Annotated in this window: 14 protein-coding genes and 1 tRNA gene; 11 read left to right on the top strand and 4 right to left on the bottom strand. The window is 38.2% G+C overall.

Annotated features, from left to right (window positions below; genetic code table 11):
* Window positions 1-36 precede the first annotated feature (36 nt).
* The 3 genes from PSF86_RS00220 to PSF86_RS00210 all read left to right on the top strand — a co-directional run bounded on the left by PSF86_RS00220 (window position 37) and on the right by PSF86_RS00210 (window position 1534).
* Window positions 37-624 carry a thioredoxin family protein gene (locus PSF86_RS00220; RefSeq protein WP_277898047.1) on the top strand — a complete coding sequence of 196 codons (588 nt, stop codon included), beginning with the start codon at window positions 37-39 and terminating at the stop codon, window positions 622-624.
* An 89-nt stretch (window positions 625-713) separates the two neighbouring features.
* On the top strand, window positions 714-986 hold the full coding sequence (locus tag PSF86_RS00215; protein ID WP_277898046.1) for a Sec-independent protein translocase subunit TatA/TatB: 273 nt from the start codon (window positions 714-716) through the stop codon (window positions 984-986).
* Window positions 986-1534 (top strand): phosphatase PAP2 family protein, encoded by a 549-nt coding sequence (locus PSF86_RS00210; protein WP_277898045.1) that lies wholly within the window; start codon window positions 986-988, stop codon window positions 1532-1534. The genes PSF86_RS00215 and PSF86_RS00210 overlap by 1 nt, the downstream gene beginning before the upstream one ends.
* Here PSF86_RS00210 and PSF86_RS00205 read toward each other — a convergent pair.
* Genes PSF86_RS00205 through PSF86_RS00195 form a run of 3 tightly spaced genes read right to left on the bottom strand, consistent with a single transcriptional unit; the run spans window position 1531 to window position 2962 of the window.
* A complete protein-coding gene (locus PSF86_RS00205; protein WP_277898044.1) occupies window positions 1531-2172 on the bottom strand; it encodes an O-methyltransferase in 642 nt (213 codons plus the stop codon). The two genes, PSF86_RS00210 and PSF86_RS00205, sit on opposite strands and share 4 nt — an antisense overlap.
* Before the next feature lie 51 nt (window positions 2173-2223).
* On the bottom strand, window positions 2224-2664 hold the full coding sequence (locus PSF86_RS00200) for a GNAT family N-acetyltransferase (protein WP_277898043.1): 441 nt from the start codon (window positions 2662-2664) through the stop codon (window positions 2224-2226).
* A gap of 10 nt (window positions 2665-2674) precedes the next feature.
* On the bottom strand, window positions 2675-2962 hold the full coding sequence (locus tag PSF86_RS00195; RefSeq protein ID WP_277898042.1) for a GNAT family N-acetyltransferase: 288 nt from the start codon (window positions 2960-2962) through the stop codon (window positions 2675-2677).
* Window positions 2963-3248: 286 nt separating this feature from the next.
* On the opposite strand from PSF86_RS00195, the gene PSF86_RS00190 reads away from it, so the two are divergent.
* Window positions 3249-3321, top strand: a tRNA-Gly gene (locus PSF86_RS00190).
* 59 nt (window positions 3322-3380) lie between these two features.
* On the top strand, window positions 3381-4112 hold the full coding sequence (gene rluF / locus PSF86_RS00185; RefSeq protein ID WP_277898041.1) for a 23S rRNA pseudouridine(2604) synthase RluF: 732 nt from the start codon (window positions 3381-3383) through the stop codon (window positions 4110-4112).
* Here rluF and pepE read toward each other — a convergent pair.
* Window positions 4109-4810 (bottom strand): dipeptidase PepE, encoded by a 702-nt coding sequence (gene pepE / locus PSF86_RS00180; protein ID WP_277898040.1) that lies wholly within the window; start codon window positions 4808-4810, stop codon window positions 4109-4111. The two genes, rluF and pepE, sit on opposite strands and share 4 nt — an antisense overlap.
* A 184-nt stretch (window positions 4811-4994) precedes the next feature.
* On the opposite strand from pepE, the gene PSF86_RS00175 reads away from it, so the two are divergent.
* The 6 genes from PSF86_RS00175 (at window position 4995) to PSF86_RS00150 (ending at window position 11360) form a co-directional block, all read left to right on the top strand.
* On the top strand, window positions 4995-5738 hold the full coding sequence (locus tag PSF86_RS00175; RefSeq protein ID WP_277898039.1) for a BamP family beta-assembly machinery protein: 744 nt from the start codon (window positions 4995-4997) through the stop codon (window positions 5736-5738).
* 22 nt (window positions 5739-5760) lie between these two features.
* Window positions 5761-6489 carry a BamP family beta-assembly machinery protein gene (locus PSF86_RS00170; RefSeq protein ID WP_277898038.1) on the top strand — a complete coding sequence of 243 codons (729 nt, stop codon included), beginning with the start codon at window positions 5761-5763 and terminating at the stop codon, window positions 6487-6489.
* Window positions 6490-6499: 10 nt separating this feature from the next.
* A complete protein-coding gene (locus PSF86_RS00165; protein WP_277898037.1) occupies window positions 6500-7018 on the top strand; it encodes a DUF6702 family protein in 519 nt (172 codons plus the stop codon).
* A gap of 61 nt (window positions 7019-7079) precedes the next feature.
* Window positions 7080-9386 carry a M1 family metallopeptidase gene (locus tag PSF86_RS00160; RefSeq protein WP_277898036.1) on the top strand — a complete coding sequence of 769 codons (2307 nt, stop codon included), beginning with the start codon at window positions 7080-7082 and terminating at the stop codon, window positions 9384-9386.
* Between the two features lie 367 nt (window positions 9387-9753).
* A complete protein-coding gene (gene map / locus PSF86_RS00155; RefSeq protein WP_277898035.1) occupies window positions 9754-10572 on the top strand; it encodes a type I methionyl aminopeptidase in 819 nt (272 codons plus the stop codon).
* A gap of 14 nt (window positions 10573-10586) precedes the next feature.
* A complete protein-coding gene (locus PSF86_RS00150) occupies window positions 10587-11360 on the top strand; it encodes a class I SAM-dependent methyltransferase (RefSeq protein ID WP_277898034.1) in 774 nt (257 codons plus the stop codon).
* The last annotated feature ends 3 nt before the right edge of the window (window positions 11361-11363 follow it).

Raw genomic sequence — 11363 nt, 5'->3', positions numbered from 1 at the left:
CTTTTTTATTTGTATTTTGTTAGCATATTTTTTTTTATGATAAAGTACACACTCATTACGTTTATATTCTTGTTTGGCATTTCCTGTGCCGATAAAACCAAAAAAAGCTCAAAGGATACTGCAACACCCCAGACCGTTGAAAATAGTATTTCCGATGTTGACCAAAACAGCACCGAAGTACAAGAAAAAATACTATTGGGGGTACAATCAAGGGAAGCACTTGAAGAAGCCCCTTATAAAGAATGGTTTGATGAAAATTACAACGATTATAAAGTTGATAAAGAAACACTTGAAGCCATAAAGCCTCTTCTAGAAGGCGTGAATATTAAAATTTTTATGGGAACATGGTGCAGCGACAGCCAACATCAAGTCCCTGTATTTTTTAATATTATGGATAAGGCAGGATATTCTTATGATGATTTTACGCTCATTACTATGTCGAGGGATAAAACAACGCCGGCCAACTTAGAAAAAGGACTTAACATTATTAATGTTCCCACCATTATTTTTTATAAGGACGGAAAAGAAATGAACAGGATTGTAGAATACCCCATCCATACACTGGAAGAAGACATGCTACAAATTCTACAGGGCAAAGATTATAAAAACCCCTATGCAGAATGATGTGCATTTATAAAAACTTTTTCTTTTTTGGAAATAAACTTCACTATATTTGTACAGACTTTTTAGTTGACTAAAGGGAAGAAAAAAATATGTTTTTATTTATTAGTGGAGCAGAAATTGTATTCATCCTATTTTTAGTAGTGATGATTTTTGGAGCAGACAAGCTTCCTGACATTGCCAGAGAGCTGGGAAAAGGAATGCGTCAACTTAAGGACGCAACCAATGAGGTAAAGTCCGAAATCCAGAAAAGTGCAGAAAAAAACGGGCTGGACAAAGACGTCACCAAGGGGATAAGTGAAGAAATAGGCAAGGTACGCGACGATATTGAAGATTTTACAGGGTCTGTAAAACGTAAACTTTAATGCTCGACAAACTCCTGGAATACGACCGGGAACTCCTCATTTTTCTTAATAACCTCGGTATTGAGGACTACGATTATTTTTGGCAAACAATTACACAGCCCATTGTTTGGATTCCTCTTTATATATTTATCCTGATATTAGTTTTTAAGACTTACCAAAAAGAACCCTTAAGAAAAAGTATCCTGTTAACATTGGCCGTTGTACTTACTACAAGTTTAATAACATCTTTGGTAAAGGCTATAATTGCCAGAACCAGGCCCAGTGGCAATAGTGACCTGACCGAATTGATACGCGTTATTATAGAACCAAATTCTTATAGCTTTTTTTCCGGCCATGCGGCCAATTCTTTTGCGTTAACTACATTTATCGTACTTATATTAAGGAATAAATATCAATGGATATACATTTTGTACATATGGCCGGTCTTTTTTTCATTTAGCAGAATTTATGTAGGCGTTCATTATCCCTCAGACATATTGGCCGGGGCACTCGTTGGCACTTTAATTGCCCTGTTCTTTTATCAAATCCATAAAAAAATGGATCCCTAAATAACACGGCTTAATGTTAAGCCATCCCGAATAGGAAGTAAAACCGTTTCTACACGCGGGTCTACTTTTAGTTTTTTATTATATGCCAGCAAAGCCTTGGTGTTTTTATCGTTTGCCTTTACTTCTTCAACAACTTTTCCGCTCCATAACACATTATCTGACAGAATAATTCCACCCGGATTCATTTTATCGATAATCAAATCGAAATAATTAGTATAGTTGACTTTATCTGCATCAATAAAAACTAAATCGAATTTCTTGTGCAGCGAAGGGATAATATCCATGGCATTTCCAGTATGCTGAATAATTTTATCGCCAAACCCACTTTTATCAAAATAACGCCGCTGTAACTCAAACAATTCCTCGTTTACGTCTATCGTATGCAAAACACCTTCCTTATCTAGCCCTTCCGCAAGGCAAATGGCAGAATAACCCGTATATGTCCCTATTTCTAGTATTGTTTTGGGGCTTTTCATTTTAGAAAGCACACTTAATACACGTCCCTGAAAATGGCCGCTCAGCATTCTTGCCTGCATAATCTTCAAATGTGTTTCCCTGGAAAGTTCCCGTAAAAGCTTAGGCTCATCTTCAGAGTGTTGCGCTACGTAATTTTCTACTGTTTCTGATAAAAAATGCATGGTTTTTTATGTTAATTTAAAATTATGAATGTTAATTTAAGAATCTCGGTTTTATGTCAATGTTTTATACATTAAATAATGGGGACCAATACCCGCTACCATAAAAACACCGTCATGTACTTGATAGCCCATCTTTTTATAAAAACCAACAGCTACTTCCCGGGCGTTCAGCCATATTAAATCTCCATTGCGTTTTTTTACAAGCTCTTCCCCTTTCTTTACCATTAAATCTCCCAATCCCTTTTTTTGATAATTTTGCAGCACTGCCATTCCGCGAAGTTGATAAGGATTTACTGCTTTAAACTCCTCTTTGCCTTTTTGCATGAAAGTAACTGTTCCTATCGGCTCATTTTCCAAAACACAACCAACATGAAACGTATCTTTTAAATCATCTTCCGGAAAGATGGCTGTTTCAAATGGTTTTCCTTCCCTTAAAACGGGATGCCTTACTTTATGCGCCTCCGCTGAAGTAATTACCTTTATTTCGTTCATCTTTTTCTAATTAAACCAAAACGTCGCGAAATTCGGCATGTTTTTTAAACTGTACATTTGCGAACGGACATAACGGAAGTATTTTTATATTGTTCTCCCTGACATATCTTACCGAAGCTTCCACCAGCTTCAATCCAACCCCCATGCCCCGTAAAGAATCATCAACATCTGTATGGTCTATTATTATTTTGTCTGAACCTGCCACCGAATACGTCATTTCGGCCAATGTTTTGCCATTGTCTTCTACATAAAACCTTCCTTTGCTTGCAGATGCTTCATGTTGTATGTTGAATTTCATATTTTTCACTTTTAAAGAGTCATAAAGATACGGTAATTTAAAATGTTCGTTCGCACATGTCTTCAAAATAAAATCGCCAAAAAATATTTGGAAAGAAATTAAGAGTTTTTTTATATTTGCCCTCACAACCCGTAAACACGGGAGTAGCCCCGCCATTACAAAAAGTAGTTTCGGGCAAGTCAGTTGGTATTTGCTCGCGCCAAACAAAATGTTCGATTAAAGGAGCGTATTGGACACTAAAAAGAATAAACGAGTTGTTTTATTACAACCAATAAATAAATTTTATGCGGGAGTAGCTCAGTTGGTAGAGCGTCAGCCTTCCAAGCTGAATGTCGCGAGTTCGAACCTCGTCTCCCGCTCTAAAAGCCTAACCTAATGTTGGGCTTTTTTTATGGGAAATATGTACCTTTAAATAGAAATGGAAAAAGAACTGACCAGAATAAACAAGTATTTAAGCGAAGTGGGTTACTGCTCCCGAAGGGCGGCCGATAAACTTATCCAGCAAAAACGGGTAACCGTTAACGGGACTATCCCCGAGATGGGCACCAAAGTGAGTGCCGACGATGAAATTCGGGTTGACGGAAAGTTGATTGCAGCACCAAAAAACGATTTTGTTTATTTGGCGTTCAACAAACCCGTGGGCATTGTCTGCACTACAGATACCAAGGTGGAAAAAGACAACATTATTGATTTTATAAACTACCCAAAACGAATTTTCCCTATCGGTAGACTGGACAAGCCCAGTGAAGGACTTATCTTTTTGACCAATGACGGCGATATTGTTAATAAAATCCTGCGATCTCGAAACAAACACGAAAAAGAATATATCGTCTCGGTCGACAAACCCATTACCGATAATTTTATAAAACGCATGGGTAACGGCATCCCTATTTTAGATACCATAACCCGAAAATGTCACATTGAAAAGGTAGACACGCGAACCTTTAAAATTATTTTAACCCAAGGCCTAAACCGCCAAATTAGGCGTATGTGTGAATATTTGGGATATCATGTTGAAACATTAAAACGCATACGAATCATGAACGTTACACTGGATGTTCCCGTGGGACAATGGCGTTATTTAACAAAGGAGGAGTTAAAAGAAATTCAACAACTTTCTGCTTCTTCAAAAAAAACGCATAAAGATTAAAGCGTTAAGGTGTTTCCTGAATTCATCTCATAAGGCTCTTTTCCTTGCTCAAAAATCCGGGCAGGTAAATTCCCCCTTAAAACTATTTGTTCGCCATTAACTTCAAGCCAACTTCCTTCACGGAGTCCAACCACGGGCTGTGTATTTATTTCATGAAACTCTTTTATACGGGTTTGCCTTGTTTCCCCCATGTGCTTTGAGCCTTCAACCGGATCAAGATAATGTGGGTTTATGTTAAAGGGAACCGCACCCAACGTTTTAAAGCTCGGTGGGTAAATTATGGGCATGTCGTTGGTGGTTTGCATGGTCAACCCGGTAATATTGGCCCCGGCACTGGTGCCAAAATATTTCATGCCGCTAAAAATACGCTCCCGTAAAATCGGCATTATGCTGTGTTTGTATAGCTGCGAAACCAATAAAAAAGTATTTCCACCACCTGTAAATACGGCCTTTGCGCTTCTCAATGCTTCAACCGGATCTTGATATGTATGGAGCCCGGCGACCTTCTTTCCTATTTGAGCAAAGCCATTTTGGGCAATTTTGGTATAATCGTCATGAGAAATTCCGCCAGGACTTGCAAAAGGGATAAAAATTATTTCATCCTCATTATCGAAAAACTTATTCAAATCACTTAAAATATAAGCTAAGTAGCTGCTTTCGTGAACGGTAGAAGTGCTTGCAATTATTAATTTTTTCATGCTATTCTGTTTCCATTTTTTTGTAAATTTATATAAAGTAACCAACACTTTTAGCCCATATTTATTTAAGGTGCCGCAATTTTTTCGTTTTATTCACATAAAATAGGATTTAACAAAAGATTACCATCACTTTTCTTTTAAATTTCGGTAAGTTGTAATTTCTTTAATATTAGAAACTATTCCAATGCAAAAAAAAATATTCATATTATATCTTTTAATTATCGCCCCCTTTATTGCACATACACAAACTGATGGAACTTTAATAAGAGGGAAGGTGCTTTACCAAAATACCAGCGTACCCAATGAAAATGTTATCAACATTACTACCGAGCGCGCAACAATTACCAATAACGAAGGTGAATTTGAAATTATGGTAAATGTGGGCGACGAACTGGCTTTTGCCGCCATGAACTACCAATTAAAAACTGTAAAAATTACCGAGGCGATTATAGCAAACAAACGCATTGTGGTTGAAGTAAACGAAAAGGTAACCGAACTGGACGAAGTGGTAATTACCCCAGAAAACCGGGAAGCGTACATACAGCTTAAAAATGAAGAATTTAAACAGGTTGATTATAAAACCGATAAGGCTACCGATGTAACCAATTATGCAATTCCCGTGAGCCAAAGGGGAATGAAGGACGGGCTAAATTTTGTAAATATTTACAAGGCCTTGTTCAAGTCCAATAAAGAAAAAGGGGAAGAAATTGTGCTGATGCCCAGCCAAGTATTACGCCAGGTTTACGATGATGAATTTTTTGTGACCGATCTAAAAGTACCGCAAGACCAAATTGATGAGTTTCTATATTATGTAGACGACAAACTGCCATCTAAAACCTTGCTGAAAAAGAGCAATGAATTTGAACTTATTGATTTTTTGGTAGATCAAAGCAAAGAATTTAACGCATTAAAAGCCTCTGAAAACTAATTTACCAATATTAATTTTACTGTTGATCCCGGTTTACCTAAATGCCCAACTCCCTAGAACGGAAATACATGGAAAAATTGTAGATAATGCTGTTGAAACCGAAGGCATTTACATTCTCAATAAAACCTCAAATGCTGCAACCATTACCAATCGACAAGGGGAATTTAATATTCCGATAAAACTCAATGATACATTGGTTTTTTCTGCGCTTCAATTCGAAATAAAATTTGTGCACATAAACAAAACCATTATCGACAGTGGACATCTTGAAATTGCTTTAACAGAAAAGGTCAATGTCCTCGAACCCGTTTTTGTAACACCGTATAATTTGTCGGGAGATTTAAGCAAGGATATTCAGAACACCCCGGTAAAAACACCTATAAACGCAGTTTCCCTTGGGTTGCCCAATGCAACGGTTAAACGCCCCGAATATTCACAACGCATGCTTATGAGTGCTTCTGCCGGCCCGTTAAGTCTTCTTATAAATACCCTCAACGGAAAAATAAAAAAAATTAAAAAACTTATCCGCCTTCAAAAAGAGGAAAAGAAAATTCAGGCAACCAAAGACCGGTTTGAAATCGAACTCTTTGTTGAAGGTTTAAAAATCCCCGAAGATTATATAGATCGTTTTATGTATTTTTGTGCTGCCGACCCATCCTTTAAAGATTTTCAAGACCAGAACACGCTAAGCATTTTAGAATACATAAATGCCAAAAGTATCGATTTTAGAAAACTCAACGGATTGAAATAAAAAAACAGCCATGTATATTAAAAAACTTTTTAGAACGCCGTTATTGCTACTTTTTATTGTTTCGCTATTTGGTTTCAATAGCTTTCATAAATTCTATGTAAGCGTTACCGATGTAAATTATGCCGAAGAAGATCAGGCCATCCAAATGATATCCCGTTATTTTATAGACGATATTGAAAAACTTTTAAAAGAACGCTACGCAATAGAACCTAAATTAATGAGTAACAACGAATTAAAAAACGTAGACAATTATATTGAAAAGTACCTCCATGACAAATTTGTGATACGTATCAACGGAAAAAAAACCGACTGGAATTATATTGGCAAGGAATACGATGTTGACGTGATGAAAGTTTACTTAGAGATTCCAGACGTTCATCCGGAAGACCTAAAATACATTAGTGTTGAAAGCAAAGTTTTATATGATATATATCCGGAACAACAAAATGTCGTGCATATAAGCATAAAAAAACACAAAAAAAGTTTTATGCTGGTAAAAGAAAATGATAAAGCTATGTTAAAATTGTAACTTTAATTATAAATAGTGTTCAAATTATTTAATTTTCAAACCTAATTCATTCTAAACAACTATGCATAAATTCAAGTACTTATTAGCAGGTTTCTGCTTCTTGTCCTTTAGTGCGGTTTTTTCTCAGGAAAACGGCAGCGAGGAGCCAGAACAGGGCCATTCCAACACTAACAAATTTAGACAAATGTACGAGGAGTTTTCTACTCCAAACATGTACCGAACCGCATCCGGGGCTCCCGGTCCAGCTTATTACCAACAGCAGGCAGATTATAAAATGGACATCGAGCTTAATGACGAAAGCCAGAAAATTATTGGTAAAGAAACCATTACCTATACCAACAATTCCCCTGACAAATTAGAGTTCCTTTGGGTTCAATTAGACCAAAACGTCAGGGCCAAAGATTCCAAGGCACCCTTAAGAAACGGTGGCGGTGTCCCCCCAGCAGAAGAAACGGCAAACTTTGCCAATAAATATTACAAAGCCCCTTTTGACGGTGGATTCAATATTCAATCGGTAAAAGACACCAAAGGCAGAAACTTACCGCACACCATCAACCAGACCATGATGCGTATAGACATTCCCAAACCACTGGAGCCGGGAGAAAAATATTCGTTCAATATCGAATGGTGGTACAATGTAAACAATCATACCATCGACAGGGCACGTAGTGGTTACGAGCTGTTCCCCGACGGAAATAAAAACTATGTTATTGCCCAGTTTTATCCTCGCATGGCCGTATACAACGACGTAGAAGGATGGCAAAACCATCAATTTTGGGGAAGTGGAGAGTTTGCTTTACCATTTGGAAATTTTGAGGTAAACATTACCGTTCCTGCCGATCATATCCTGGACGGTACCGGGGTGCTTCAAAACCCAAAAGAAGTTTTAACAGACGAAATGTTGAAACGTTACGAGAAAGCTAAGACTTCATATAAAAAACCTGTATTTATCGTTACCGAAGACGAAGCAAGAGAAAACGAAAAAGGGCATGCTACAGACAAAAAAACATGGAGGCTAAAAGCCGAAAATGTGCGCGACTTTGCCTTTACAACTTCCAGAAAATATATCTGGGAAATGCAGGCCGTAAAAACAAGTGAAAACAAAACGGTCATGGCCGTTTCCATTTATCCAAAAGAAGGAAACCCACTTTGGGAAGAATATTCCACAAAAGCCGTTGTACAAACCTTAAAGACATATTCGCACCATACCTTTGCTTATCCTTACCCAAAAGCAATTTCGGTGCATGCAAAAAACCAGGGAATGGAATATCCCATGATTTGCTGGAACTATGGACGGCCAAATGAAGACGGCACCTATAGCGACCGTACTAAATTTGGAATGATTAGCGTGATTATCCATGAAGTTGGCCACAACTATTTTCCAATGATCGTAAATTCAGACGAGCGCCAATGGGGGTGGATGGACGAAGGCATCAATACTTTTTGCCAATATTTAACCGAGCAGGAATTTGCAAAAAGCCATCCGGAAGCGGTAGGCCCCGATGGGAAATATCCTTCCAGAAGAGGTGAACCCAGCAAAATTGTGGACTACATGAAAGGCGACCAAAATTTTATCGCCCCTATTATGTCCAACCCCGAAAATGTATTCCAGTTAGGGGCCAATGCGTATGCAAAACCCGCAACTGCCCTGAATATTTTAAGGGAAACCGTTATGGGGCACGATTTGTTTGATTATGCTTTCCAAACATACGCCCAGCGCTGGATGTTTAAACACCCAACCCCCGAAGATTTTTTCAGGACCATGGAAGATGCCTCGGCGGTAGACCTAGACTGGTTCTGGAGAGAATGGTTCTACACGACCGACCATGTTGACATAGGCGTAGAAGGCGTTAAAAAATATTATGTTTCATCTACTCCAAATGCACGTGTAAAAGAAATTTTGGAAGAAAGAGGCATGGCCGAATCAGACCTTCCAGACCTTGTATATTTAGTTGCTGAAGATAGCGACGATTACAAAAACGAAGTTTCAAAAAGATCGGAAGAAGACAACTTCAAGTCGCTCAACGAGTACTTAATGGACAATTTCACGCCTTCTGAAAGGGCTAAAATGGAAAAACCAAAATATTTTTACGAAGTAAGCTTCAACAAGCCGGGCGGTATCCCAATGCCATTAATCGTTGAATATACCTATAAAGATGGTACGAAAAAAGATATTACGTATCCCGTGGAAATTTGGAGAAAGAATGACAAAGAGGTAAAAATAGTTGAAGCCTCCAATAAAGAGATTACCAGTATTGTAGTCGATCCGAAGGCCGAAACTGCTGACGTTGACACTTCAAACAATAGCTGGCCTGAACAAAAAGGAGAATCGGACTTCGATAAGTTCAAGGAGAAAGTTCAAAACTAGTTATGCCAAACATATATATATTTCGAGGTCATTCCACAAAGAATGGCCTCGATTCTTTTACGACACTATCCTCTTTTCATACACCAATCGCCATTATTCCCCTTCCTTGTCGAACAAACAGGATATTTGGCTCAATCTAGAACTAGCAGCAAGCATATGGCCGTCTCAAACAACAAAACCCTTTGTAGAAAGCCAAACACGTAAAAACTAAAAAATAATACTTATTTTTGCATGCTGTTATTAAAGTTTTTTGATTCAAAAATAACAACAAAAGTTGCAAGGCAGCAAGCTTACATGGCAAGTAAGCAAATGCACTTAAATACAACAACCGCACAGCAGATTAATTTTTCAGTTTAAAAAACGCAATATGATTAAAGTAAAAACGCTCGAAGAAATAGAATTAATGAGAGAAAGTGCCCTTATTGTTTCTAAAACATTAGGCATGTTGGCTACAGAATTAAAGCCGGGCGTTACCACAAAGCACCTAGATAAAATTGCAGAAGAATTTATAAGGGACCACCAAGCCGAGCCTGGTTTTTTAGGTTTGTACGGCTGTCCTTCTACGCTATTAACAAGCACCAATGAAGCGGTGGTACATGGGCTGCCAACAGATACCCCCTTAAAAGAGGGCGATATTGTTTCCATAGATTGTGGCGCCTTGAAAAATGGTTTCTACGGAGACCATGCATATACGTTTGAAATTGGTGAAGTAGCTCCCGAAACCAAAAAATTACTCCAGGTTACTAAAGAATCTTTGTATGTTGGAATTCGTGAGTTTAAACACGGTAACCGCGTGGGCGATGTTGGCTTTGCCATACAAAACTATTGCGAAAATCACGGATATGGCGTTGTTAGGGAATTGGTAGGCCACGGATTAGGGAAAAAAATGCACGAAGATCCCGAAATGCCAAACTATGGCAAAAGGGGACGTGGTAAAAAATTTGTAGAAGGTATGGTGGTCGCCATAGAACCAATGATTAATATGGGTACCCATCGTATAAAACAATTAAAGGACGGTTGGACAATTGTTACCGCCGACGGAAAACCAAGCGCACATTTTGAGCATGATGTAGCCCTTATTAACGGGCAACCCGAAATCCTTTCCACATTTAAATACATATATGATGCATTGGGGATTGAAAGCAACGAGGAAGCTGAGTTTAAAAACCATGTAACCGCAAAATAAATAGCCACTTTTAATTGAAAAAGCTTTTTAAACTTGTTTTAAATACTGTTCCCAGGCCCCTGCTCATTAAATTAAGCTATTGGGTCCGGCCACTTATAGTCGTTCTATACAAAGGCAACACATATACCGACCCAATAGACGGCAAAAGTTATAAATCGTTTTTGCCCTATGGTTACGGCAACCAAAGAAACAACGTACTGGCCCCCGGAACACTTTCTCTGGAGCGGCACCGGCTTTTATGGCTGTACCTTGCCAATGAAACAGATTTTTTTAAAACCCCCATTAAATTGCTTCATTTTGCCCCAGAACAGGCTTTTTACAAACGCTTTAAAAAGTTAAACAATATTGAATATACCACCACCGATATTGAATCTCCTTTAGCCGACGTAAAAGCCGATATTTGCAACCTTCCTTTTGAAGATAACACATATGATGTTATTTTGTGCAATCATGTACTTGAGCATATTAAAGATGATGAAAAGGCCATGCAGGAATTGTTCCGTGTAATGAAGCCCGATGGATGGGGCATCTTTCAAATTCCACAGGATATCAACAGAAAAAATACCTTTGAAGACGATTCCATAACCAACAGAAAAGAGCGTGCCAAAATCTTTGGTCAATACGACCACGTCCGCGTATATGGAATGGATTATTTTAACAGGTTAAGAAACATAGGCTTTAAAGTAGAAGAAGTTGATTATCCAAAACAACTACCTTCCAAAGACATTCAACGCTATGCTCTTAACCCCAACGAGATTATTCCCGTGTGCCATAAGCCCAAAAAGTGAGGC

Source organism: Galbibacter pacificus (assembly GCF_029603165.1).
In the GTDB taxonomy this organism is placed as follows: domain Bacteria; phylum Bacteroidota; class Bacteroidia; order Flavobacteriales; family Flavobacteriaceae; genus Galbibacter; species Galbibacter pacificus.
Note: the sequence above shows the minus strand (reverse complement) of the source record. Positions and strands in the feature narration are given on the sequence as shown.

Coding starts and splice junctions, on each gene's coding strand:
- PSF86_RS00160 (WP_277898036.1), top strand. CDS start 7,080: ATGCATAAATTCAAGTACTTATTAGCAGGTTTCTGCTTCTTGTCCTTT.
- pepE (WP_277898040.1), bottom strand. CDS start 4,810: ATGAAAAAATTAATAATTGCAAGCACTTCTACCGTTCACGAAAGCAGC.
- PSF86_RS00210 (WP_277898045.1), top strand. CDS start 986: ATGCTCGACAAACTCCTGGAATACGACCGGGAACTCCTCATTTTTCTT.
- rluF (WP_277898041.1), top strand. CDS start 3,381: ATGGAAAAAGAACTGACCAGAATAAACAAGTATTTAAGCGAAGTGGGT.
- PSF86_RS00165 (WP_277898037.1), top strand. CDS start 6,500: ATGTATATTAAAAAACTTTTTAGAACGCCGTTATTGCTACTTTTTATT.
- PSF86_RS00205 (WP_277898044.1), bottom strand. CDS start 2,172: ATGCATTTTTTATCAGAAACAGTAGAAAATTACGTAGCGCAACACTCT.
- PSF86_RS00175 (WP_277898039.1), top strand. CDS start 4,995: ATGCAAAAAAAAATATTCATATTATATCTTTTAATTATCGCCCCCTTT.
- PSF86_RS00195 (WP_277898042.1), bottom strand. CDS start 2,962: ATGAAATTCAACATACAACATGAAGCATCTGCAAGCAAAGGAAGGTTT.
- PSF86_RS00215 (WP_277898046.1), top strand. CDS start 714: ATGTTTTTATTTATTAGTGGAGCAGAAATTGTATTCATCCTATTTTTA.
- PSF86_RS00200 (WP_277898043.1), bottom strand. CDS start 2,664: ATGAACGAAATAAAGGTAATTACTTCAGCGGAGGCGCATAAAGTAAGG.
- map (WP_277898035.1), top strand. CDS start 9,754: ATGATTAAAGTAAAAACGCTCGAAGAAATAGAATTAATGAGAGAAAGT.
- PSF86_RS00220 (WP_277898047.1), top strand. CDS start 37: ATGATAAAGTACACACTCATTACGTTTATATTCTTGTTTGGCATTTCC.